A 24,578-nucleotide genomic window follows, 5' to 3' on the forward strand; every position below is an offset into this window, starting at 1 on the left:
GGTGTATGCGTTGGTTTTAGCATCATTGCTGGTATTTTCGGCGCAAGCCGAGGTGCTCCCGACGTTTCAAACACTCAAAGATAATTTATCAAAGGAGAAAAAACTTCTAGTTGATTCGGAAGTAAAAAAGCGCGGCATATTGGGCGCGCTCTATGAAATTAATAAAAACATTACTAAACTAAGCGGTGATATTAATAATATTGAAACGCAAATGAAGAATTCTCAAAAAACAATTGAGAGTTATGCAAAAACAATCGTTCGAATTGACGGTACTAAAAGTACACAAAAAAAATTGCTGCGCGAGAGACTTCGAGCGCTGTATAAAATGGGTTTCAAGGGTTACACTGAAGTATTACTTTCGAGTCAAACTAGTGGCGAGTTTGCGCGTAATTTAAAGTTCTTGAAAATTGTTACTCAGAGAGATGCACGTCTTATTCAAAATTATAGAGCAACTCTAGAGCAATTATCAAAAGAGCAAAATAAACTTCGATCACAGGTAAAGGTGTTTGCTCAATTTCAAACCCAACTTAATCAAGAAAAACAAAAAATTTCCTCACATAAAGATCAACAATTATTTTTATTATCGCAAATCGAAAAAGATCGTGAAAGTCATCTGCTGGCGATTAAAGAGTGGCGCGAAGCTGGGCAAAAGCTTGAAGCGCAGTTAACTAAAATCGGTGTTCATCACAATGCTTTTAGAGAAATTGCGCGTGCTAGTATTTTTGAACAAAAGGGTAATCTAAAACCACCAGTCATTAGAGAAATTGTTCAGAAGTATGGCATTATGATCAATTCAAGATTTGACACAAAAATCTTTCATAAAGGTTTATTCTTTGCAGCTCAAGTGGGAGATAAAGTTTCTGCTACTTTTTGGGGTAAAGTCGCATTTTCCGGATGGATTAACGGCTATGGTGAAACCATTATTATCGACCACGGTGATCACTACTATTCGCTTTATGCTCACAACTCACGCTTAGATAAAAGATCGGGTGATTCTGTAGCCACTGGTGAAGTCATCGCTCTTGCTGGTGACACAGGTAGTCTCAGGGGCCCAGGCCTCTATATGGAGATTCGTCATTTCAGTGAGAGTCTAGATCCATTACCTTGGCTTGATTTGCGTAATCCAAGACGTCTATAATTAATGAATACAAACGAGTGCAGCACCTTCGGGGGAGTCACAAATGAAATCACCTAATAAATTACTCACAACCCTTTTATTTGTTATGACGTTGATCATTTTGGGTGCAACATTTGGCGCGCTTACAAAATCTGCTCTCGCAATTACAAAAGATCGCTACGGAGATTTGCAACTCTTTACAAAAGTTTTAAATCTTGTTGAACAACATTATGTAGAAGAGGTAGATACCAAAAAATTAATTTACGGTGGAATCAAAGGAATGCTTGCAAGCCTTGACCCACATACAAATTTTTTACCACCTGACATTTTTAAAGAATTTAAAGTCGAAACCACCGGTGAGTTTGGTGGTCTGGGAATAGAAATCAGCGTTCAAGATGATGTCCTCACCGTTATGAGCCCCATTGAGGACACACCTGCGTGGAAAGTTGGAGTTAAAGCGGGAGATAAAATCGTAGAGATCGATGGCAAAAGTACTAAAGGCATCAGCCTCGCAGAAGCAGTTAATAAAATGCGTGGTAAAAAAGGAAGTCCTGTTACCATTACAGTTTGGCGTGAGGGTTTTGATAAACCTAAAAAATTCACGATGGAACGAGAAATCATCAAAGTTAAATCTATTAAATACACAGACATGGGTGATGGTTTTGGTTATGTTCGCATCACAAGTTTTATAGAGCGCACAGGCGAAGATCTTGAAAATGTAAACAACAATCATGAAAAAAAGCACGGTAAATTGAGAGGCTTAATTTTAGACTTGCGCAATAATGCTGGGGGTCTTTTAGATCAGGCAATTCGTGTGAGTAATCAATTTCTTAACGATGGTATTATTGTAAGTACCATTGGGCGTAATAAAAAAGATAAAGATGTTGTTTATGCCAAAAAAGATGGAGCGCGCATTGATTTTCCTGCAATTGTTTTAATCAATGAATACTCAGCTTCTGCCTCTGAAATTGTGGCGGGTGCACTACAAGATCACAAACGTGCTGCAATCATGGGTACACGCAGTTTCGGAAAAGGAAGTGTTCAATCCGTCGTAGAACTTGGCGATGGCGCTGGCCTTAAGCTTACGGTAGCTCGCTACTACACTCCCAAGGGGCGAAGTATTCAAGCTCTCGGTATTGAACCTGATATCCATGTTGACCCTGTTGATTCCGCTGCTTACGAAAAAGCAATTATCCATAAAAAATTCATGCGTGAATCTGATATCGAAGGCCATCTCGTGGGTGACAATGAGTCGCCCAAAAAAGATGAGAAAAAAGATGAGAAAAAAAGCGAAGATACTTTTATGTTTTGGAAGAAAAAAGATAAAGACGCCAAAAAAGATGAAGAAGATGATTCAAAGCTTTCACCGGTTGAGCGTTTGACCAAAAAAGATTTTCAAGTTTTTCAGGCATTGAATTACTTAAAGGCTTGGACTGTGTTTAAAGATATGGGAATCGCAGGAACTACAGCTCCTGCGAAGTCAGCAACACCAGCGGTAACAACTCCAGCTGCATCTTCTCCCGCAGTAACAACTCCAGTTGATAAACCTGCGAAGAAGAAAAAAGACAAACCAGCGGCAAAGTTACCTGAAAAGCCAACAGTGCCAGCCGCACCAGCGCCGGCAGCTTCGCCTTTGAAGAAATAGCAGCAAAAACAGTAATAATTTATTGTTGCTCGTTATCTATTTTTTTAAGCTTCTCTTTGGGAACTTCTTTGATCTTGGCTTTTTCAGTCAAAAACACCATGACTTTTTCTTCAGTCATTTGAAAGCGCAAGCGAGAGCTATTCTCAGGTTTTGAGTAAAATGCACGAATCTTTTCTATCTCAATGCCGCTTTGCTTGGTGTATTCGGTAAGCTTAGCTTCGTATTCTTCAGCTGAAGACATGAGATTTTCTTGACGTGCGATGGTGCTGATTAAAAGACTTGAGCGAATGACGAACTCTGCAGATTTATCAAAATCAGCGTCCCATTTTTCTTTGTACTCATTGAATTGCTCTGCAGACATGCCCTGATTTTCCATGCGGTTACGGATATCGTCGATAAGCACTGCTTTTTGCTGAGCCACCATAGATTTTGGAACTTCAAAATTATTTTTTTCAACCAGAGCATGCAAGAGTCTGTTTTTAAGATCGTCTTTAACTCGCTTTTCTTCTCGTGACTCAACGTCTTTTTTAATTTCTTCGCGTAACTGTGCAATAGAATCATGACCAATTGTTTTTGCGAACTCTTCGTCAAGTACGGGCAAAACCTTCTTTTTGATTTCTTTTAAAGTAACTAAAAATTCCACATTTTTGCCGGCAATTTCTTTTGCATGATAATCTTCAGGGAATTTAAGGTTCAAAGTTTTATTTTGGCCAGAGGTCATTCCAATAACACCTTCTTCGAATCCTGGAATAAATTGATTTGCACCTAACTCCAGCATGTGTTCTTGGCCTGAACCGCCTGGCAAGTCGCGTCCGTCGAGTTTGCCATGAAAATCAATAATCGCCACATCACCTAATTGAGCTGCGCGCAATTCGATTAATGGAACCATACTGGCTTTACTCTTACGAATATCTTCAATAATTTGCTCAACAACTTCAGGTTTGATTTCTAGTTTTTCTTTTTCAACATCAAGGCCTGTATATTGTTTTAATACAACATCGGGGCGCACTTCAAAGGTGGCTGAAAATTTAAGTGGCTCGCCTTCTTTAAAACCTTGAAATTCAATTTCTGGACGATTTACAGGATCTAATTCATGTTGATCTAAAGCTTTTCCGTAATGGTCTTGAATTATTTGAGAAACAACATCGTTTTCGACTTTTGATCTGTACTCAGCTTTAACTAATGACATGGGGGCTTTGCCCGGTCGAAAGCCTTTAAAAGAAGCAGCGCGCTGCACCTCTTGGTATTGTTTTTCAAATGCTTTTGTGACGACTTCTAAAGGAACTTCGACACTTAAACGACGGGAAAGGCCAGACAACTTTTGTACTTCAGATTTCATGAATACTCCTCAAAATTTAAAGGACAGAAAATAGGCTAAACCGCCGATAAAATCAAGGAATTAGCTTGTAGCACCCTCAAGGCATTGGGTACTCTCTCTCATTAGGAATATATGGACCTTTCATCGCAAAAAATTGTTTTTGTTACAGGTAAGGGCGGCGTGGGTAAGAGCGTCTGTGCTGCCTCGATTGCTTGGGCTGAAGCCCGAAAAGGCCGTCGTGTTTGTCTCGTAGAACTAGGAAGTCAGAGTTTTTACGAGTCTTTTTTCGAAACTCGCGGCATCAGTTATGAACCCAGTGAAGTAATTCCCGACGTACACATTGCCCTTTATACGCCCCAAGATTGCCTGCGGGAATATGTTCTTCATTTTCTCAAAGTTCCAAAGCTCTATGATATTTTTTTCCAAAACAAAGTGATGAAAGCATTTTTAAACGCGTCACCTGCATTGGCTGAGCTTTCAATTCTGGGCAAACTTACAAGCGATATTCGAGGAATTTTACCTGATGATTATGACCTCTATGTTGTTGACTGTTATAGTACTGGGCATGCGATGGCTTTGTTTCGTGCGCCCGAGGGGTTAAGTGCGATATTTAAAAGCGGCCCCTTACATGATCAAGCGCGTGACATAGCACAAGTTTTAAAAAATCCAGAGCAGACACATTATGTTTTGGTAACACTTCCAGAAGAAATGCCAATCACTGAAGCTGAAGAGTTTTATTCAATGCTTAAAACAGAGCAGAATGCGCAGATTTCAGTGATTTGTAATAAACTTATTGCTCCCCCCCTTACGCGTAGTGAGCAAGTGGAGCTTACGAAATCAGTTAAAGATCAAAACATGCATGAGTTTTTGGAATACATTCAGTTCAAAGAAAAAAATCAAGATCAACAACTCGCACGTTTAGCAAAACTCTCGACTGAATATTATGGAGTTCCATTGATTCTAGATTCTTTAAGCAGTCAAGATTGCATTGCACATTTTGCAACCCATTTGGAGAAGCCGTGGATTTTGACGAACTCTTAAAATCAAAGAAAGTTTTGATTTGTTGTGGCTCAGGTGGAGTTGGCAAGACAACTTTGTCTGCTGCATTGGGTGTGCGTGGAGCAGAACTTGGTTTGAAAGTAATGGTCCTAACGATTGATCCGGCAAGACGTCTTGCAACTTCTTTGGGCTTAAAAAATCTTAACGAAGAAGTTCAAGTTGCCCCGGGGCAATTTAAAGGTGAGCTGTATGGAAGTCAGCTTGATGTTAAAAAAATATTTGACGATTTCATTATAAAGTTGGCTCCGAACCCTGAGGTTTCAGAACGTGTTTTAAAAAATACGATATACAAGCAGTTATCCACAGCACTTAATGGCTCACAAGAATACACGGCCCTTGAAAAACTTTTGCAAGTAGTGAGTTCCGGAAAATACGATCTTGTTATTCTCGACACTCCACCAACAAAACACGCCATTGATTTTTTAAATGCGCCTGTGAAGATTCACACACTTTTTCAAGATTCAATTATTAAGTGGTTTTTAATGCCTTTTACAACACTTGATAAGATGAGTCTGGGCCTCATGAACCGTGGTACAAAAGCTGCCTTTAAGGTTTTTGAAAATATAGCTGGTACTGAGTTTTTGTTAAACCTTACAGAATTTTTTGCGAGCATTCGTGATTGGCAAAAACTTCTTCGCGACCGCACTGCTGAAGTTCACAGGCTTCTGACTTCGGGTACTACTGGTTTTGTTTTGGTAACTGGGTTTAATGCTGTAAAAATTGAAGAAGCACGTTTTTTTGAACGCAGTCTTAAAAAAGGCGGCTATCTTTTGTCTGCCATTGTCGTCAATCGAGCGTTCCCACTTTGGGGCCGACATGAAATCGTGCATGACGATGCGAAAAAAGAGATGATCAATACGCCACAGTATTTGAAACTTCGAGAGTACTACGAAAAACTTCATGAATTTTATCTCAGTCAACAAGAGGCGTTTAAGAATTTTGCTGGCGAACATCGCCAAAACGTAATTTTTAGTCGCCTTCCAGATATCGACCAAGATGTTCATGATATTGAAAGTTTAAAAACTTTAGCAAAGCGTTTTGATAATGCGCATCTTGAAGAGGCTTGGCGATGAGAAATATTTTACTGCTCTTAGTGGCAATACTTTTAAGTGCTTGTGCCGTTAAAACGATGCGAGATGAACCCGCGGCTCCTAAAGAGAAAGCGCTTTATGAACAGGGTTTAAAAGCGCTTGTTAAAAAAGATTATTCAACCGCTACAAATAAATTTAATCAGTTGCTCAATGATTTTCCTTCAACACGTTGGCTATCGGGTGCTTATTATAATTTAGGTTTGGCCTATGAGGGGCAGACAAAGCATGCCGAAGCTGCTGAGAAATATAAAAAAGTAATCGAATTTTACCAAGGTGTTCATACCCGTGATGAAGCAGATGCCTTGTATCGGTTATCGATTTGTTATGAATATATAGGTGATGATACAAAAATGGTATTAACACTTCTAGAACTTGATACTCATTCTGAGTTTCTCAATCGAAACACGGGAAATGTCGAGTTGCCCGCTCGTTTAGCGGCGGCTTATGCTCGTATGGGAAATTTAGCTGAAGCTAAAGTTTATTACTCGCGTGCGGAATTAGGTTTAAAAAAACTACGGCGTGTTCGCTTGACAGAAGACACGCTGGTTTGGCTTCCTAAAACTCTTTACAGCATGGGAAAACTTGCTCCTTTGAGATCTGATTTTACCGACGAAGATTTTAAAAACTATGTTGGTACAATAGAGCGTTCGCAATCTTGGCTTTTACGCGCATCAGAGCTTGGTGGCAATGAATGGTCAAAAAAAGCAGCCGCAGAATTAACCACGGGTTATAACGATGCGTGGAACTTCATCGCGAATTTTCCTGTTCCTGATGGTTCAGATAAACTTCAGGCGCTAAAGATTCAGCAGCAAAAACAAAAAAGTATGTCTGAGGCACTCGATCGCGTTCTTGATAAAATAAAGGTTGAGCGTTTGCCATCAACGCAATTAGAACCCGAGTTGCCTCAAGTAACTGAAATATTTAAAACAGTAGCTTTAGTTCAAAAACAAGTTGATGCGACAATTCAAGCTCGCGATGTACAAGATCAAAAAACGTATGAAGCTCATAAGCGCGAAGGGCTTAAGCGCAGCATAAAGCCAATCGGACAATGATTAGTCTCAGTCGCGGGTTCACAAATTATTTTTCTGGTTTAAAATTTTGGATGAATACACGTTCGCTCTTGGGTTTGTCGTTATTTCCGATGATCATAAATATTATTTTATTTGCTGCGGGTTTTAGTTTTGCAATTACAAAAATTCCAGAAGCTGTGGCTTATGTGGTGCAAAAGCCTGAGCTTTGGTACCAATATGTACTTTATTATATTGTGCTCATCTTGACAGCTTTGACGTTTTTTATTTTAACTTTGTTTGTCGTGGCAGTAGTTTCCAATTTCATTGCATTTCCATTTAACGACAAATTGGCAGAAAAAACTCTCACGCTCCATGGCGTTTTAGACTCAAAAAATGAAGGCATCAAAGGTTGGCTTTCAGGAAGTGTAAAAAACTTCACAGCGATGTTTAAAAAACTTCTCTTCTTATTAATCGCAGGCTGCATTTTACTTTTTGCGACACTTATTCCCGGGCTTGGTCTGGTTGCCGGTTTGATTGGCGTTTCACTGATCACATTTGATATTCTCGATTATTCGTTTGATCACTTTCATATGTCATTTCAAGAGCGTATGCACTTTATGCGGGGTAATAAGCTTGAAATCATAGGGTTTACTTTTGCCATAGGGTTGACGACTGCTATTCCAGTGCTCAATATGTTGATGCTGCCTGGAAGTGTAGTTTCGGGGGCACGATTTGTAGCGCAAATAAAAAAAAGGAGCCCCTCCATTGAAAGATCTTATTCATAAACGACTCGTCGAAAGACGCGAGCAGGTCGATCAATGGTTTATAGAAAAAAGTAAAGGTTTGGATTTCCCGATCTATAGCTCTGTAGATATTCGCGATGCAGGAGTAAAACTTGCCTCAGTCGACGCAAATATTTTTCCGGCAGGTTTCAATAATATCTGCGATGTTGATCAAGAAAATGCCGTTAAGCTAATAAAAGATTATTTAACAAGCCATTATAAAACATCTAATTTGCAAATCTTGCTTTTAGCAGAAGAACATACGTCTAATAAATATTATTGGGAAAATGTAAATGTTTTAAGCCAGTTTTTAGTTGAGGCGGGCAGTACATGTAAGATCGCTGTGCCAAAAGTTTTCACAGGCAGTTTTGATATCACTACACCCAAGGGTGTGGTCGTTCATGTTTTTTCAGCCACACGAGACGGTGATTCAGTAAAAGTATCGGGTGATGGTGTCGCAGGTGCAAAAAGTTTTACACCAGATCTTATTGTAAGCAATAATGATTTTAGTGATCCCCATGCAGAGTGGTATGCGGGGCTTAAAGTTCCAATGAATCCTTCTCATGAGCTTGGATGGTTTCGTCGCAAAAAGAGCAGTCATTTTACATATTATAATGAGTTGGCCACTGAATTTTCAAAAATCATTGATGTCAATCCATGGACTTTCACCGTTGAAACAGAACTTGCCGAAGTTGATTTTACGGATCCATCAAGCCTTGATCGTCTCGCTCAAAAAACTCAAATATTTATTGATCGATTAAATGCAAATTGCAAAGCCAGCGAACATAAATGCAGTGAGCCCGCGATTTTTATAAAAAATAATCGCGGCACATATGGCATGGGAATTTTATCAGTAAGATCTGGTGAGGAGCTCATCAGCCTTTCGCAAAAAGAACGTAAAAAAATGGGCTACTCAAAAGGCGGCCAAACTGTTCATGAAGTAATTTTGCAAGAGGGTATTCCAACACAAGTCTCAGCTGATGGTGACACTGCTGAGCCCGCAATTTATATGGTGGGCAATCAATTAGCAGGTGGTTTTTTACGATCGCACAAACAAAAAGGCCCAATGGAAAACCTAAATAGCCCGGGAGCAGTTTTCAAAAGACTTTGTATGTCAGATCTTATGGTGGACGTTGAGGGATCAAAGCTTGAAAACGTCTACGGCTGGATCGCAAGGCTAAACGCACTAGCAATTGGCCGTGAGGGTCAAGATGTGGGTGCTCGGTACGAATAATTTGCCCGCGTAAGGTTTGCGGCATGGGGAGATTTGTAAGGTGTTGTAAGCTTATGAACTGTCAACTTTTTAGACAGTGCCAAAGGAGGGGAAGCTCTCTCCGGGAAGAGTTAAGGCGCCTGCCAAGGTTACGAACTGTTGTGTGCAAATGTAGTGCAAACCCCTCAATAACCAAGCCCAGTCTGCCGATCATTAATATGTGAAATCACGAGAGCTTAAATACTCAATTGCTGTTTTGATGTTTCTGTTAGCCTACTACTTATTTAGTGGCAAATGGGCGGGTAAGGTTTCAAGTTCGAGAAATCCGGCTTCGATTCAAAAAGTATTTGATTACAGTTATCTCGAGGGCGAGAGCCTCATCACAGCAGCTAAAGAGCGCCTCGGAAACAGTGTTGAGATTGCCTTTAGCGATGATAAATCTGAAACACTTATTACGGTAGGAAACTTCGTGCTTCCTACCGGCAATAATGAAAAAGACTTTGCCTGCGGAGTTTACGATAAGGTGACTTTGGTTTTTGAAGCCGAAGGGGTCGCTGTTGATGGATCAAAGCCAAAGTTAATTATTGAATCTAAATGTGAAGTAGCTAGCAATATAAACGCATTGGTTCCTATACGAATTCCTGTAAGTAAGATTCGCTCTGCCAAACCAGTGGAAACTGAACTGAAATTTTATGATTCTAAAGAACCCCTATCGATAAAATTGCAAAATGCTCCAGGTGCCTGGCCAAGTCATTGGTTTTTAACCAGTATCAAATTGACCCACACGCAATACACCAGCCGTATTCTTAACGTTGAGAATTTTAATCAAGCCATATCGATGAATTGGTAGTGCATCTTTTTTCAAAAAGCATTGAGGTTCTTGTTGAACCATCCAACAAAATTACCTACATTTAACGACAATGAACGCAGCGGCCATTGATTTAGGTACAAATAGTATCAAAATACTCATCGTCAGACATGACCCTGACGGGCACATGCGTGTGCTTTTACGTCATCGAGTAATCGTTCGCTTGGGCGAGGGAACTTTTACTGACGGCAAAAAGAAAATTCCTCGTCATGTTCAATTGCGAACACTTAAAGTATTTCAAACGTACGCGAAATTTTTAGAAGCCTACAAAGTTGATGTGGTGAGGGCAACCGGAACCAGCGCATTAAGAGACGCAAAAAATGGCCCTGATTTTATTCGTGAAGTTCGTGAGAAAACAGGAATCGCCCTTGAAACTCTTCCAGCTGAAGAAGAAGCAAGGCTTATTGTAAAAGGTGTTGCTAGTGAAATTTCACTACCGCCGAAACCCACAATTTTTATAGATATCGGTGGGGGAAGCTGTGAAGTCTCTTTAGTTCATAAAAAGAAAATTCTAAAATTTGTAAGTCTTCCCTTGGGTGCGGTGAGAATGACAGAAATGTTTTTGCCCAGCCCTAAGCCAAAAAAGACACAGCTTAAAAAATTAGACATGCATATTAAAAAACTCATACGTGATAATTGGCGTGAACCTCCGACGATAAAGCAGGTTTATGGAAGTGCGGGCACAATTCGAGCCCTTGCTCGCGTGATCAGTAAATCTGAATTCACTGACGATGATCATGTGATTAGAAAAAAACAACTTGATCGCTTGAACATACAAATTTCAAAAATGTCTAAAAAACGCATTACTGCATTACCCGGTATTGATAACAAGCGCGCTGAAATTTTAACTGCGGGTACGCGGGTGTTAAAACATGTCTTTGATTATTTTGGAATCGAACAACTCAAAGTAAGTAACAGGGGCCTTCGCGAGGGATTACTTTTAGATCTCTTAGAACATCCAAAGAAAAATCTAGGCGTTGTTCGTGAAACTGCCGAGCAAGAACGCTTAGAGTTTTTTAATACCATCGGTAGGCGATATCAATCTAACCGCAGTCATTGTCATCAAGTATGGAACATGGCGCGCTTACTTTTTGATGAGCTAGCCCCCGTGCATGGCCTTTCTTCAAACTTAAAGCCGATATTAATGGCTGCATCTATTTTGCATGACATTGGCCGCTATATCGCAGTGAACAGTAGTCATAAACACAGTCTTTATATTTTGCAAAATACAGTGATGCCTTTTTTTAGTGATAAAGAAAGACTCCTTGTCGCTAATCTCGCTCGCTATCATCGAAAGAGTCCGCCAAGAGTGGGGCATGAAGATTTTGATAAACTTGATGCTCCTGATAAGCAAAGTCTCTTTGGTTTAGCTTCAATTTTGCGTCTCGCAGATGCACTAGATGCCCCCCATGATCAAGGTGTGCGCTGGCTCAAATGTCAATGGGGGCCTGGCAAAGTGCATATCAGCGTCGACCTTAAAGAAGGTTCGCGCCTTAATCAGGTTGTGATAAAAGACAAAGCAAAACTTTTTGAAGATCATTTCAAGGTTATCGTTACAGTTTCACCTTTGAGCATGCCCAAAGAAGTGCGCTTCAGCACACAAGAAAAAGCTAAGATTTAATTGAGAAACTAATTTGAGCGATTAGCTTTTGTTTTTATTTAAGCGAAGCTAAATGCGTGAACAATCTCACCACCGCACCCGACGCACCTTTGTCAGGGTTGTATGCTGCTCGTCCGCCAACATTCCACGCTGTTCCTGCAATATCAAAATGTGCCCAGACGATTCCGTCTTCGACAAATTGACTTAAAAACGCAGCACCTTGGCTTGAACCGCCACCTTTTGCATTACCCATGTTTGAAAGATCGCCATAAGTACCTTTCATATCGTCGACATAATCATCAACGAGAGGTAATTGCCAAACACGCTCACCGCTTAAGTCTGCAGCTTTATGAATTTTTGCGAGAAATTTTTCATCTTTACAAAACACACCACTAAACACATTGCCCAATGCTACAACGCAAGCACCTGTGAGTGTGGCTGCATCAACAATGGCTGCAGGTTTATAGTTCTTGCAGGCATATGCGAGAGCATCGGCCAAAATCAGTCGACCTTCAGCATCAGTGTTATTCACTTCAACTGTTTTTCCATTCATTGCAACAAGCACATCACCAGGTTTAATTGCAGCATCGCCAGGCATATTTTCTGTGCTCGGCACGATACAAACGATATTTACTTTTAATTTTAATCTTGCTGCTGCGATGGTTGCTGAAATCACAGCGGCACCACCACACATATCAAATTTCATTTCTTCCATACCAGCTGAAGGCTTAATGCTGATACCGCCAGTGTCAAAAGTAAGACCTTTTCCGACGAGTACAAATGGCTTCTCTGATTTTTTACCGCCATTGTATTCCATAACGATAAAACGAGGTTCTTCTGCACTTCCGCGATTCACACCTAATAAACAACCCATATGTAAGGCTTCAATTTGTTTTTTATCATAGGCTTTATATTTAATGGGTAATCCCTTGCATGCGGCCTGTGTTCTTTGTGCAAGTACTATCGGAGTTAAATAATTTCCAGGAGCATTCCCTAGGTCCCGTGCGAAGTTTGTGGCTTCAGCTAAGATGGTTCCTTGTGTAAGGCCTGTTTGAAATTTTTTAATTGCTGCTTTATCAGCTAATGAAAAATTTAATTCTGTGAACTCAGTTTCTTTTTCTTTTCCTTCATCATCTTTTTTGCGAGATTTAAGTTCTGTGTATTTATATAAACCTAAAACCGCACCTTCAGCCATTGCTGAACCAGCGGCTTCCGCAGTTTTTGTAAAACGACGTGCAGTATGAAGTGCAACTGTTGCAGTTTTTGTTTTTTCACGTACCAAAGTTTTAACAGCAACTGCAGTAGCAATGCGCAAACTTTCTTCGTTGATCTTCCCCTTTTTTCCTAAGCCGACAACTAAGAGATTTTCAAAACCATCTGCGTCGCACGAACGAAAATAAACAGTTTCCTTTGTTGAGCCTTTGAAGCGACCATCTTTATATGCGCGCAAAATAAGTTCTTCGGCACGATCAACATCAACACCTTTTGTATCAAGTAGAAGTTTTTTGTCATCTTGTGCGGCAAACAAAACTAGAGTTTGTGCAGTGGCAAAACGTAGTGGACCAGCAACTGAAATTAGTTTCATGAAAAAACTCCTCTATGTCAAAAAAATGTCTTTTAAAAGAATGGGCAAATAACGACGCGAAAAATGTGTGTCGCAGTGTGCCTAGTCAGCAACGTCGTGATTATAAATAGGAAATGTAAGGAGTCAAAGAAATTTAATAAATTTTAAGGCACGTCAAAACTTTGTAACTATTTCAAATCATTTAACAAACTGGACTAAACATGTTTCGATTTTATATTGCCACGCTTAAGTTGAATGCTACAATTTATGTGTGGAGCGGAGGGGTTCATGGGTTTAATACCAATCGTCGTCGAACAAACAGCTAGAGGTGAACGCAGTTACGATATTTATTCTCGTCTTTTAAAAGACAGAATTATTTTTTTAGGAATGCCCATCAGTGACGATGTTGCTAACGTAATCATCGCTCAACTTTTGTTTCTCGAGATGGAAAGCCCCGAAAAAGATATTCATCTATATATCAATTCACCAGGTGGAAGTGTCACCGCTGGTCTAGGTATTTACGACATTATGCAATTTGTAAAATGCGATGTTAGAACCTACTGCACTGGACTTGCGGCTAGTATGGGATCACTTCTCTTAACAGCTGGTGCAAAAGGCAAACGCTATGTTTTGCCTCACGCGCGCATTATGATTCATCAACCCCTAATTCAGGGCGGTTTGGGTGGTTCAGCGAGTGATATTGAAATTCATGCCCGCGAACTCATTGACATGAAGCACAGACTTACCAAGATATATGAGAAGCATACCGGTCAGACTCATGAACAACTCATGAAAGATATGGACCGCGATAATTTTATGTCTGCTGATACAGCTGTAAAATACGGCATTGCAGATCAAATTGTTGAGCAACGTAAAGCCAATTTGGGAATACCAGGCAAATAAGGGGAGTCAAATGACCAAGAAAAGTGATGTATACGGCTCTTTAGTTTGCAGCTTCTGCGGAAAGACCCAAAAAGAAGTAAAGAAGCTAATTGCTGGTCCGAGCGTTTACATTTGTGATGAATGTATTGATCTTTGTAATGACATTATCATTGAAGAAAAAGAGCGTGAAGAAGTTCGCAGCGGTTCTCATAAAGTTCCAAAGCCCGTGGATATCAAATCTTTTCTTGATGATTACGTTATAGGACAAGAGCGAGCTAAAAAATCTTTGGCCGTTGCAGTTCATAATCATTACAAGCGTATCAACGCACTTGCTCATAAAACCAAAAACGATGTTGAGCTTCAAAAAAGTAATATTTTACTTATTGGGCCAACAGGTTCTGGAAAAACATTACTCGCGCAAACAATTGCTAAAATTTTAAACGTTCCTTTTGCAATGGCCGATGCCACTTGCCTCACAGAAGCGGGTTATGTTGGAGAAGACGTTGAAAACGTAGTTCTCAATTTACTTCAGGCCGCAGATTATGATGTTGAGCGTGCACAACGCGGCGTCATTTATATTGATGAAATTGATAAAATATCGAGAAAATCTGAAAATCCTTCAATTACCCGTGATGTTAGCGGCGAAGGTGTTCAACAGGCATTATTAAAAATCATCGAGGGTACGGTTGCGAATCTCCCACCAAAAGGTGGGCGTAAGCATCCTCAACAAGAATTTATCCAGGTCGATACCACTAATATTTTATTTATTTGCGGCGGTGCATTCGGCGGCCTTGAAAAAATCGTGGAAGGCCGCGTTGAGAATAAGAGTCTAGGTATAGGAGCTGATATTAAAACAGCACAAGAAAAGAGTTACTCTAAAGTTCTCGAGCACTTGCAGCCCGACGATCTCATTAAGTTTGGTTTAATACCTGAATTTATTGGCCGTCTGCCAATCGTTGCAGTCCTTGAGGAACTCACAGAAGAAGCTCTCATTGAGATTCTTGTTAAACCAAAAAATGCTCTTACCAAACAATACATGCGTTTATTTGAATACGAACAGGTAAGTTTGCAGTTTACTGAAGAGGCGCTAAAAGAAGTGGCAAATCAAGCCATCAAGCGCAAAACTGGAGCGCGGGGATTGCGAGCAATTTTAGAACAATCAATGCTCGATATCATGTACGAAATTCCTTCTAAAGCGCATGTAAAAGAATGTATTATTGATAAGGAAGTAATCGCTAACAAAAAGTTGCCACAATTGATCTATCGCACGGAAGAAGAGATCAAGGCATCTGAAGAGGCGAAAACAGAGGCGGAATCGGCTTAAAGCGCATCACCGGTTCGGCTTCCACCCAATAAACCTACAAGGAGGCAAGATGAGCCAGGGATCCAAAAAAGAAACACTCACACTTCCACTATTGCCCTTACGTGACGTGATAGTGTTCCCACACATGATGATGCCGTTGTTTGTAGGTCGTGAAAAGAGCATCAATGCTCTTGAAGATGCTATGAGCAAAAAAACCGACATCGTCTTGGCCGCACAAAAAGAGGCAAAAACAAATAATCCTGAACCCGCTGACATTTATCAGGTGGGTACATTAGGCAGCATCATCCAGCTTCTTCGTTTGCCTGACGGAACCGTAAAAGTTTTGATCGAGGGAAAACGTCGTTTAAAAATAAAACAATTCGTTTCAAATGATAATTTTTTCGTCGTTGAATGTGACGAAATGCCAGAAAAAGTTGATAACAAAATTGAATCAGAAGCTTTGATCAGATCAGTAAAAGCAACTTTTGAAACATATGTAAAACTCAATAAACGTATTCCACCTGAAATGCTCATGTCAGTTGCGAGTATTGATAGCCCGGGGCGTTTGGCAGACACTATTGTTGCCCAACTTAATCTCAAACTTGAAGACAAACAAAAAGCTCTTGAGATTAGTGATCCAGGTAAACGTCTTGAAGAACTTTTAAGTCTCATGAGTGGTGAGATTGAAATTTTGCAAGTTGAGAAAAAGATTCGCTCCCGTGTTAAAAAGCAAATGGAGAAATCTCAAAAAGAATATTATCTCAACGAGCAAATGCAAGCCATTCAGAAAGAACTTGGCGAGAAAGATGATTTCCAACAAGAGATTATTGAACTTGAAAAAGCTTTCAAGAATAAGCCTTTGAGCAAAGAAGCATCTGAGAAAGTAAAAAAAGAAATCAAAAAACTCAAGATGATGTCGCCCATGTCTGCAGAAGCAACAGTTGTTAGAAATTACATCGACTGGGTTTTGTGTTTGCCATGGCAAAAATATTCTAAAGATAAAACAGATATCGTGGCAGCAGAGAAAATTTTAGAATCAGATCACTACGGTCTTGAAAAAGTTAAAGAGCGAATTCTTGAGTACCTCGCTGTTCAAAGTTTGGTTGAATCTCAAAAGGGTCCAATCTTGTGTCTCGTTGGCCCTCCCGGGGTTGGTAAGACTTCATTGGCAAAATCTATTTCTAAATCTATGAATCGTAACTTCGTACGCATCAGCCTTGGTGGAGTGCGTGATGAAGCTGAGGTTCGTGGACATCGACGTACATACATCGGTGCAATGCCTGGCAAGATTATTCAAGCCATGAAAAAAGCAGATACAGGAAACCCTGTTTTCTTGCTCGATGAAATCGATAAGATGAGTACCGATTTTAGAGGCGATCCCTCAAGTGCTTTACTAGAGGTTTTAGATCCCGAGCAAAATATTAATTTCGGCGATCACTACCTTGAAGTTGATTATGACTTAAGTAAGGTGACTTTTATCACAACGGCGAACTCACTTCATTCTATCCCAAGACCACTCCTTGATCGTATGGAGATCATCGGTCTTGAAGGGTATACAGAAGAAGAGAAGTTTCAAATTGCAAAAAGATATTTGGTTCCGAAGGTTATCGAAGCAAATGGTTTGAAACCTTTTAAAGTTACAATTAATGACAGTGCAATTAAAGCGACCATCCGTGGTTATACAAAAGAAGCGGGTGTTAGAAGTTTGGAGCGTGAGCTTTCAAATATCTGTCGTAAAGTAGCTCGCAAGCTTTTGGTTACCAAGAAAAAAGGCTTCGTAGTCAATGCTAAGAATCTCAAAGATCTCTTGGGATCTGCGAAGTACAAGTTTGGTAAAATCGAAGATAAAAACGAAATCGGTCTTACAAACGGAATGGCTTGGACAGAAGTTGGCGGCGATCTCTTGGTTGTTGAGGTAAGCGTTGTTCCAGGTAAAGGAAAGTTCATGGTCACGGGGCAACTCGGCGATGTCATGAAAGAATCAGCTTCAGCGGCGATGAGTTATATTCGAAGTCGTGCAGTGCTTTTTGGTCTTGATAAAGAATTTGTACAAAACATTGATATTCACATTCACGTTCCTGAAGGAGCAATTCCTAAAGATGGTCCTTCAGCGGGTATCACGATGGCAACATCCATTGTCTCTGCTCTCACAAAAATTCCTGTGAAAAAGACAGTGGCAATGACTGGTGAGATCACATTACGTGGACGTGTACTTCCCATTGGTGGCTTGAAAGAGAAAATTTTAGCTGCTCATAGAGGAGGCATCAAAACAATCATCTGTCCTAAAGAAAATGAGAAAGACCTAAAAGATATTCCTAAAAAGGTCATTCAACAGATGAAGATCATTCTTGTTGATCACGTTGATCAAGTAATTGTGAATGCTCTTGATATTAGAAAGCCTGAGGAAATCTTTAAAACACGCACCCATAGCGATGCTGAGGGTATTAAAGCTAATTATTCAGGTCAAACAACACACGCACACTAAGTGTATTTAAATATGTAATTTTTATAAACGGCCCTCGCAAGAGGGCCTTTTTTATTGCCTAGTTATTAGACAGCTCATTTCATAAATTCCTTGCCACAATTCACTTAATGTAAGAAATTACGAACACAAATGTAAGGGTATTACATTTTGAGGGGGGTTCAAATGAGTTTACCATTGGCCCAAGAATATAATTATGAAATGGGTCGTCTCTATTATGATCGAGCGGAGTATTCAAAAGCTCTAGAACGATTCGAAAAAGCCTGTGCACTATTTATTGAAAACAAACAATATGATCGTTATGTCGATGCACTTAATTATGTGTTGCGCATTCTTGTTGAACGCGAAGAATTACAAAAAATCCAAAATGCAAAAGAATCGCTTCAAGATTTAGTTGTACGCGAAGGATACGAATTAAGTTCGCGCACCCATTACATTCTTGGTTTGTGTTCTTACTACCGCGATGGTCAAGAATCAGTCTCGATGGACTATTTTCAAAAAGCACTCAAGATTGCTCTCGATAAAGATAATAAAGTGGATATGTGTTACGCGATCTATGGAATTGCAAACAGCTACTACTCCACAGGCAAGCTGGAAGAGGCTTTGAAGGAACTTTATAATTTGGAAGTTTTTTTTGGTGCCTTACAAGTTCCAGATCTCCAAGTAAGTTCTCGTCTCCTTAACGGCCTCATTCACCGTAATCGGGGAGAGTATGACCGTGCGATTGAATGTTTTTGGCAAGCCTATGAAATGTTAAAAACCAATAGCAATATGCTTCTTTACTATAATGCTTTGTACGGTTTGGGTTCGACATTTCAACGCTCTGGTGATGTGCAGCTCGCACGACTTTATTTGCAACTTGCACTCAGAAGCGTCAATGAAACGGAACTACCTCGCATGACAAGACTCTTAAAAGGAGCCTTGGCAGAACTTGGACATCAAACAGAAAACCGTGATTTTGATTTAGTGTTTGAGCCAGAAAGTAATTCAGTTGTAGAGAGAAGTTTAGGTAGGGTTAATTTTAAGAATCAATTTATCTTAATAGATCTGTTGCATCTGTTTTTGAAAAATCCTGGGCGGGTATTTCCTAAGGAAGTTCTTGTAAGAAAAGTTTGGGATCAAGAGTATGATCCGACGATTCATGACAATAAAATTTATGTGACCATTAAAAGGTTGCGTCAATTGATTGAACCTGACTTTAATAAACCGAAATATATTTTTCGGGGTAAAAACGGCTACTATTTAAATAAATCCGCAAGGGTACTAGTTGGCCATTAATAACGAGATCACATAACTTCGATGTGACGGATGGGGAAATGATGTATTTACGAAATCTTACTTTAGCCTTTTTGAGCGTTTTATTGTTTTCTATGGCAGCGGTTGCTAAAGATGGCCCGTTTCCAGTGGCGGGAGCAGTTGGAAAGTGGTGGGTATCCCAAGGTTCGTCATCAAAGTATTCAGTTCAGATAGAAGTAGGTAAAAACTACAGTAAAAATATCTTAAAACTTGATGACCAAAAAGAAATCATCGTTTCAGTAGTGTTACGAGACGAAAAAAACATCGTTGTTGGAACTGGTACCAAGGTACATAAACTCAAAAAGTCGGTTTTAGTGGTTCCAATGTATGATTTGCGTACGGGACAGTCTTTTCAACTTGTGATGCGTGCTATTTATGATAATGTCCGCTCCACAAATGCACGGCCGTTTAAGCTGTCTGCGGATGTAGTTGATCTGTATGACCAATTAAATCCGTTGCGAAGATTGGTTCTAGAACGGCTGAACTAAAAATGGGTGCTTAGCTCAGCGGTAGAGCGTCTGCCTTACAAGCAGAATGTCGTAGGTTCGATCCCTACAGCGCCCACCAAGTTTTATAAGTTTAGGTTTCAAGTTGGGGTGTTAGTTAAGTTGGTTATAACGTCCGCCTGTCACGCGGAAGGCCACGGGTTCGAGTCCCGTACACCCCGCCATTTTCAACAAGCATTTTAAGCCGATCAGGCAAATCACCAAATAACCTAAGTACTTGAAACCACGAGGCAGAGCCTCGCATTGTCAGCCCGAAATTTCGTGAAATTTCACGAAATGTCATGAGTTTGCTTCTTCCATGCTTCTTTTTTGCTTCTTATTTCTAGAGCTAAATTGCTGAAATGCCGTCGATAACGGGTTCAGTAATTTTCTGTGAACTCTGTAGTTCTGCGCTGATTTGCTTTTAGACCTGCTTCAAAGTTTAAACGGGAATTTTTCCGCTTTGAGGCAGGTCTTCTTCCTTTCGTTCTTCTGATCGCTCACTCCATTGCCGTGCGCTTTTCCTTTCCCTTTCCAAAGGGCCCGCCCGTCCTTCGGACCGTCATGCCTTTGGGCTATCGCTAAAAGGGCAAGGGCTTACGGCACTCCATTCGCTTTCGATGCCCCTTTCCCCTCTGCTTTGGGCGAAGGGGAAAAGGTTCCTCGAATCAACGAAAGGAAAAGTCCATGAAACAGTACAGCTCAGAAATGAAAAAGGTCGTTCTCAACATTTTGAAGAGTCATGATCAGCTTGAAAAGTTCCTTAGTTCCGAAGAATTTCATTACAGGATCGAACGCCCAAGCTTTCTTCCTCTAGTTATTGAGCGCCAATCCGAAAGAGTGACAGTGACTCACTTGAAAAAGATCAACGTTCCGTTGCAAGTCTCAAATTGCGCTGAATTTTTTCAACTGTTTATTTCATCGGACGGTAGTGTCTCAATCCTCAGAATAGTTCAGCGAACTGAAACCGTTCGAATGTTGCTCCAATTCATTCTTTAGAGCCCGCCAGGAAGGAATGCGATGAGAAAGCAAATCGTAGAATTCCGTCCCGTGATTCAAAATTTTAGCATGAGTCAGTTCATGAACAATCACATAGTCGATGCACTCCATGGGCGATACAACAAGTTCTGCATTAAGCACGACGAGGTTTTTATTGGGATGAAATTCGCCCCACCTTTTGGACATTTTTTTAATTAAAAGCTGAACGGAGTCCTGCATGAAGACTTGAGCATGGAAACTGAACCTTTCGGATAAAACCCCACTAGCTTTTTTAAAGTACCATCCAAGCAAAAGTGACCGTTTTAGTTCAAGATTTTCAGGAAACGTACAATTGAGGATTAGCTTGTCGTCCAGAATCTCAACGGCATCGTAATTGGATTCAAAAATCTTGAGGCGATAATGCCGACCTAAGAAGTAAAAACTCTCGCCAGACACCAACGCCTTACTTGGTTGCGGTACTGGATTAAATCCTGCCAGTCTTTGCTGCTCCAGAAGCCACGAGCCTCGTTTGATAATAATTTCTTTGATCTTATCAAGGGTTGCATCTTGAGGTGCCGTCACTTCAACCGCACCATCAGGCAGTACAGCTATCCCCAGAGTCTTTCGTGCGGATCTCTTGATTCTAAATTCAATTTTAGAACTTCCGTATTCTACAAACTCAAGCACTCTTAAGTGTTCCTTCTCTTTGCAACCATGATTAGTGTGTTAATGATCTCGTCCATCTTGTCCGAGGTCAAATTTAATTCGTGCCGCCCCTTCAGTGCGTAAAGTAGATCCTCAAGGTCGATGGCCATTTTATTCTGCACATCACGGTTGCCCGACCAATCACGGATCTTGTGTTTCTCTATGACCTCATGAACTTTTAAAGCACTGTCGGCCATAACCTCGTCTGCATCAGCAACTTCAAGACCAAGCTCTTGTCGTAATACACCGTAATAAGCTTTCGCATCGTCTGAGTTTCGGATGCTGGCCGGATAATCGGACTTATTTTTTCCCCGCATAGTTTCCATGGCTTCAGTTACCTTCGCCAAATACTGACCATCAGACAGTCGTTTGGCCCTGTGGGCTTTGATGGCTTCATCAATCATTTCAGATAATTTTTTATAAAGAGCTGGATCTTCTTCTGATTTTTCGGCGATTGATCTTTTCAATCGAGAAGCAATTGTGTCGGCCTTGGCGGCTTGATTTTCGATTCCATCCAATTCCTTTTGGAACTCAGCTTCATCAAATACGTTAGCCTGTTGAATGATGATTTTTACTTTGTCTGCTTCGACGTATTTATTAACCATATTACGAATCTGCTTTTCGTAAGATGAATAATCTACTGTTTCGCCGTAGCGTTGTTTTACCGCAGCGCGAAGCTCGATAAACATTTTCAGATCTCGCTGGTACATATTTTTAGTCTCAGCGGCAGTTTCATCTTGGAATTTCGCATTCCCGTTAGCAATTCTTAAGGTATTTGAAAATGCCGTTAGTTTTTTGTAGAATTCTTGACGACCGTCCAGGGGTTCAAGATGTCTCTGCAAACTTTCGGTGTCCGATTTATTTTGAACTTCTTTAAAAATCTCCCACACATTAGTGTGCCGTTGAGATAGTTCCCTGATTTCAAGTTCGGTGTTGACGATCGTACCTACGATGTCTTCCTTTTCGAAGCCCTCGTTTTCTAGCGCTGCGTAGGTATCGATTGCATCATTTAATTCACCGAAGATCCCGCGATAGTCGATAACAAGGCCGTGGCTTTTTCCTTCAAAGACGCGGTTCACCCTAGCAATCGCTTGTAGGATATTATGTTCTTTCAGCCTCTTATCCACATACAGAACAGAGTTTTTTGGAGCATCGAAACCTGTTAATAACTTATCTACAACGATCAGTACTTCTGGTTCATCAGATTTTTTAAAAGCTTTGATAATCTTTTCGTTATATTTTTCTTCAGAGCCATACTGAGCCATTACGCTTTTCCAGTAGGCTTGAACTTCTGGGATGTTGGATTCATCTAAATCTGCGTGATCTTCACGAGTATCAGGGCCCGAGATAATCACTTCAGTTTTGATTTCGCCGAAGCTATCAAAGAATTTCTTGTATCGGATGGCACTTTCTTTACTCGAGCAAGCCAGCTGCCCTTTGAAACCAGTTCCTTTAAAGTTCGCCTTAAAATGTTCTTGAATATCGAAAGCGATTTCTTCTAATCGCTGATTAGTTTTTAATATTTCTTCTTCTCGGTGGAACTTCTTTTTAAGATCCGCTTTCTGCTGATCAGTTAAGTCTTTCGTAATCCGCTCGAACCATTTATCGATCTGCTCTTTATTACCACGAAGCTCGCTCATGCGGCCTTCATATAAAAGCGGAACAACTGCGCCGTCTTTCACGGCTTGATTCATTGTGTATTTATGAATGAAGCCACCAAACTTTTGGGCCGTCGTTTTTTCTTTCTTTAAAAGTGGTGTGCCCGTAAAGCCTATGTAGCAAGCATTCGGGAGCATATTCACCATCTTGGCATGACTGATTCCGTACTGTGATCTGTGGCTTTCATCCACCAGCACAAAAACATTGTGACTTAAAACTTTCAGGTCTTTCTTTTTACTGGCCGATTCAAACTTGTCGATAATGGTTGTGATGATGGATTTCTTTTCTTCTTCAATCAGGTCGATTAAGTTTTGACCGGAACTTGCCTTAGCAAGCTCAGCCTCTTTGCCGCAAGCAAGGAAGGTCTTATAAATTTGATCGTCCAAATCCACACGGTCAGTGACCAATACAATCCTTGGATTTGTGATGCTTTCATCAAGGGCCAGTGCCTTGGCCATCATCACCATCGTGAGCGATTTACCAGAACCTGTGGTATGCCAGATGACTCCGCCTTGTCGTTTTTGATCGCCACGAACTTTGGTGACTCGCTTTAAGGTTTCTTTGATCGCGAAATACTGTTGATAGCGGCAAACTTTCTTTTCTTTATTGTCGAAGACAATAAACTGATAAATCAGCTCCATCAATCGTTCGGGCCGAAGTAGTGAATGAATGGTCCGATCTTGGGCCGATGGTAGACGACTGCCATCATTCCAAAGACCTTCCATGATTTTCTGTATATGAGGTTCTCGCTCAGAAAAGATTATAGTTTTATCTGAAACACTCAGCGGTTTGTTAATTAAGACCTCGAGACCTTTTTCTTGACCCTCGGAATCTTCTTCTTTCCACACAGCCCAGAACTCTTCTGATGTCCCAGTGGTTCCGTACTTGGCTTTGTTCTGGGCAAGACTCAGTAGAATTTGCGAAAAGGTAAACAGTTCGGGAATTTCGTCAGTCTTTTGATTTCTTAAGCACTGACTAATTCCTTCTTTAACTGCGTCATCGTTGAGCCCCGGCTTTTTACATTCAATCACTACAAGGGGGATGCCGTTGACGAATAAAACAATGTCCGGTCGTCTGGTTTGATGCGAGTGTCGTTTCTCAACCTCGTATTCATCAGTCACATGGAAGATGTTTTTATGCGGTTCTTTCCAGTTAATGAATTGCAGCGAATAGCTGCGGCTCAGGCCATCAATGCTCTGCTCTAAGCTTTTACCTAAAGTAAGCAGATCATAAATTCGCTCGTTATTTGATAAGAGTGAGTCAAAAGGGATATTAGAGATCGCAGTAACGGCCTCTTTGATATTCTCACGACTAAACAGGACAGCTCCATTTTTAGATTTGATGGAGTTGTTCTTAGCAAGCCAATCCTCAAGTACGGATTCTAGCACAACTTTGCTTTGCTTGCCGTCACGGAGCTTGATCGTTTCGCTTGGTGCCAGATATTGATAGCCAAGGTTTACCAAAAGGTGAATAGCGGGGATGTGGGAAACCAAATCCTCCGTGTGTTTTGCTATAGCCATT

18 protein-coding genes and 2 tRNA genes are annotated in these 24,578 nt (G+C 40.6%); 16 read left to right on the plus strand and 4 right to left on the minus strand.

Going from position 1 to position 24,578, the window contains the following annotated elements; translation table 11 throughout:
- Window positions 1–10: 10 nt before the first annotated feature.
- Complete coding sequence (locus tag SGI74_02070) at window positions 11–1,138, plus strand: peptidoglycan DD-metalloendopeptidase family protein (GenBank protein ID MDZ4676270.1); 1,128 nt, start codon at window positions 11–13, stop codon at window positions 1,136–1,138.
- 43 nt (window positions 1,139–1,181) lie between these two features.
- Complete coding sequence (locus tag SGI74_02075; protein ID MDZ4676271.1) at window positions 1,182–2,762, plus strand: S41 family peptidase; 1,581 nt, start codon at window positions 1,182–1,184, stop codon at window positions 2,760–2,762.
- Window positions 2,763–2,781: 19 nt separating this feature from the next.
- Here SGI74_02075 and tig read toward each other — a convergent pair whose 3' ends face one another.
- A complete protein-coding gene (tig, locus tag SGI74_02080; protein MDZ4676272.1) occupies window positions 2,782–4,101 on the minus strand; it encodes a trigger factor in 1,320 nt (439 codons plus the stop codon).
- Between the two features lie 111 nt (window positions 4,102–4,212).
- Here tig and SGI74_02085 point away from each other — a divergent pair, with 111 nt between their 5' ends.
- The 7 genes from SGI74_02085 to SGI74_02115 all read left to right on the plus strand — a co-directional run bounded on the left by SGI74_02085 (window position 4,213) and on the right by SGI74_02115 (window position 11,724).
- A complete protein-coding gene (locus SGI74_02085; GenBank protein MDZ4676273.1) occupies window positions 4,213–5,121 on the plus strand; it encodes an ArsA family ATPase in 909 nt (302 codons plus the stop codon).
- Complete coding sequence (locus SGI74_02090; protein MDZ4676274.1) at window positions 5,100–6,212, plus strand: ArsA-related P-loop ATPase; 1,113 nt, start codon at window positions 5,100–5,102, stop codon at window positions 6,210–6,212. Before SGI74_02085 ends, SGI74_02090 begins: the two co-directional genes overlap by 22 nt.
- The gene (gene bamD, locus SGI74_02095) at window positions 6,209–7,282 is read left to right on the plus strand and encodes an outer membrane protein assembly factor BamD (GenBank protein ID MDZ4676275.1); all 1,074 of its coding nucleotides are present in this window, start codon (window positions 6,209–6,211) and stop codon (window positions 7,280–7,282) included. The genes SGI74_02090 and bamD overlap by 4 nt, the downstream gene beginning before the upstream one ends.
- The gene (locus tag SGI74_02100; GenBank protein MDZ4676276.1) at window positions 7,279–8,025 is read left to right on the plus strand and encodes an EI24 domain-containing protein; all 747 of its coding nucleotides are present in this window, start codon (window positions 7,279–7,281) and stop codon (window positions 8,023–8,025) included. The genes bamD and SGI74_02100 overlap by 4 nt, the downstream gene beginning before the upstream one ends.
- The gene (gshA, locus tag SGI74_02105) at window positions 8,006–9,256 is read left to right on the plus strand and encodes a glutamate--cysteine ligase (protein MDZ4676277.1); all 1,251 of its coding nucleotides are present in this window, start codon (window positions 8,006–8,008) and stop codon (window positions 9,254–9,256) included. The genes SGI74_02100 and gshA overlap by 20 nt, the downstream gene beginning before the upstream one ends.
- Before the next feature lie 199 nt (window positions 9,257–9,455).
- Window positions 9,456–10,085 carry a hypothetical protein gene (locus tag SGI74_02110; protein ID MDZ4676278.1) on the plus strand — a complete coding sequence of 210 codons (630 nt, stop codon included), beginning with the start codon at window positions 9,456–9,458 and terminating at the stop codon, window positions 10,083–10,085.
- Window positions 10,086–10,155: 70 nt separating this feature from the next.
- A complete protein-coding gene (locus SGI74_02115) occupies window positions 10,156–11,724 on the plus strand; it encodes a Ppx/GppA phosphatase family protein (GenBank protein MDZ4676279.1) in 1,569 nt (522 codons plus the stop codon).
- A gap of 34 nt (window positions 11,725–11,758) precedes the next feature.
- On the opposite strand, the gene SGI74_02120 is transcribed toward SGI74_02115, so the two are convergent.
- The gene (locus tag SGI74_02120) at window positions 11,759–13,288 is read right to left on the minus strand and encodes a leucyl aminopeptidase (GenBank protein MDZ4676280.1); all 1,530 of its coding nucleotides are present in this window, start codon (window positions 13,286–13,288) and stop codon (window positions 11,759–11,761) included.
- Window positions 13,289–13,555: 267 nt separating this feature from the next.
- Between SGI74_02120 and SGI74_02125 the strand changes: the two genes are divergently transcribed.
- The 7 genes from SGI74_02125 to SGI74_02155 all read left to right on the plus strand — a co-directional run bounded on the left by SGI74_02125 (window position 13,556) and on the right by SGI74_02155 (window position 19,900).
- Window positions 13,556–14,170, plus strand: coding sequence for an ATP-dependent Clp protease proteolytic subunit (locus tag SGI74_02125; GenBank protein ID MDZ4676281.1), 615 nt, complete (start codon window positions 13,556–13,558; stop codon window positions 14,168–14,170).
- Between the two features lie 10 nt (window positions 14,171–14,180).
- The gene (gene clpX / locus SGI74_02130) at window positions 14,181–15,473 is read left to right on the plus strand and encodes an ATP-dependent Clp protease ATP-binding subunit ClpX (GenBank protein MDZ4676282.1); all 1,293 of its coding nucleotides are present in this window, start codon (window positions 14,181–14,183) and stop codon (window positions 15,471–15,473) included.
- Window positions 15,474–15,522: 49 nt separating this feature from the next.
- Entirely contained in the window at window positions 15,523–17,937 is a 2,415-nt protein-coding gene (gene lon, locus SGI74_02135; GenBank protein ID MDZ4676283.1) for an endopeptidase La, read from the plus strand.
- 162 nt (window positions 17,938–18,099) lie between these two features.
- Window positions 18,100–19,212, plus strand: a complete 1,113-nt coding sequence (locus tag SGI74_02140) for a winged helix-turn-helix domain-containing protein (GenBank protein ID MDZ4676284.1) — start codon at window positions 18,100–18,102, stop codon at window positions 19,210–19,212.
- A 38-nt stretch (window positions 19,213–19,250) separates the two neighbouring features.
- Window positions 19,251–19,718 (plus strand): hypothetical protein, encoded by a 468-nt coding sequence (locus tag SGI74_02145; protein MDZ4676285.1) that lies wholly within the window; start codon window positions 19,251–19,253, stop codon window positions 19,716–19,718.
- Between the two features lie 4 nt (window positions 19,719–19,722).
- Window positions 19,723–19,797 (plus strand) — tRNA-Val (locus tag SGI74_02150).
- Between the two features lie 26 nt (window positions 19,798–19,823).
- Window positions 19,824–19,900, plus strand: a tRNA-Asp gene (locus tag SGI74_02155).
- 751 nt (window positions 19,901–20,651) lie between these two features.
- Here SGI74_02155 and SGI74_02160 read toward each other — a convergent pair.
- Together SGI74_02160 and SGI74_02165 are read right to left on the minus strand one after the other, a co-directional pair.
- On the minus strand, window positions 20,652–21,380 hold the full coding sequence (locus SGI74_02160; protein MDZ4676286.1) for a SprT family zinc-dependent metalloprotease: 729 nt from the start codon (window positions 21,378–21,380) through the stop codon (window positions 20,652–20,654).
- Window positions 21,381–21,382: 2 nt separating this feature from the next.
- Window positions 21,383–24,577 (minus strand): type I restriction endonuclease subunit R, encoded by a 3,195-nt coding sequence (locus tag SGI74_02165; protein ID MDZ4676287.1) that lies wholly within the window; start codon window positions 24,575–24,577, stop codon window positions 21,383–21,385.
- Window position 24,578: the final 1 nt, after the last annotated feature.

It is taken from the genome of Oligoflexia bacterium, from assembly GCA_034439615.1.
Lineage (GTDB): Bacteria > Bdellovibrionota > Bdellovibrionia > JABDDW01 > JABDDW01 > JAWXAT01.

What these genes read in the sequence shown, in the direction of transcription:
- bamD (MDZ4676275.1), top strand. Translation starts at nt 6,209, where the DNA reads ATGAGAAATATTTTACTGCTCTTAGTGGCAATACTTTTAAGTGCTTGT.
- SGI74_02145 (MDZ4676285.1), top strand. Translation starts at nt 19,251, where the DNA reads ATGATGTATTTACGAAATCTTACTTTAGCCTTTTTGAGCGTTTTATTG.
- SGI74_02115 (MDZ4676279.1), top strand. Translation starts at nt 10,156, where the DNA reads ATGAACGCAGCGGCCATTGATTTAGGTACAAATAGTATCAAAATACTC.
- SGI74_02075 (MDZ4676271.1), top strand. Translation starts at nt 1,182, where the DNA reads ATGAAATCACCTAATAAATTACTCACAACCCTTTTATTTGTTATGACG.
- clpX (MDZ4676282.1), top strand. Translation starts at nt 14,181, where the DNA reads ATGACCAAGAAAAGTGATGTATACGGCTCTTTAGTTTGCAGCTTCTGC.
- SGI74_02120 (MDZ4676280.1), bottom strand. Translation starts at nt 13,288, where the DNA reads ATGAAACTAATTTCAGTTGCTGGTCCACTACGTTTTGCCACTGCACAA.
- lon (MDZ4676283.1), top strand. Translation starts at nt 15,523, where the DNA reads ATGAGCCAGGGATCCAAAAAAGAAACACTCACACTTCCACTATTGCCC.
- SGI74_02125 (MDZ4676281.1), top strand. Translation starts at nt 13,556, where the DNA reads ATGGGTTTAATACCAATCGTCGTCGAACAAACAGCTAGAGGTGAACGC.
- SGI74_02165 (MDZ4676287.1), bottom strand. Translation starts at nt 24,577, where the DNA reads ATGGCTATAGCAAAACACACGGAGGATTTGGTTTCCCACATCCCCGCT.
- tig (MDZ4676272.1), bottom strand. Translation starts at nt 4,101, where the DNA reads ATGAAATCTGAAGTACAAAAGTTGTCTGGCCTTTCCCGTCGTTTAAGT.
- SGI74_02140 (MDZ4676284.1), top strand. Translation starts at nt 18,100, where the DNA reads ATGAGTTTACCATTGGCCCAAGAATATAATTATGAAATGGGTCGTCTC.
- SGI74_02100 (MDZ4676276.1), top strand. Translation starts at nt 7,279, where the DNA reads ATGATTAGTCTCAGTCGCGGGTTCACAAATTATTTTTCTGGTTTAAAA.
- SGI74_02085 (MDZ4676273.1), top strand. Translation starts at nt 4,213, where the DNA reads ATGGACCTTTCATCGCAAAAAATTGTTTTTGTTACAGGTAAGGGCGGC.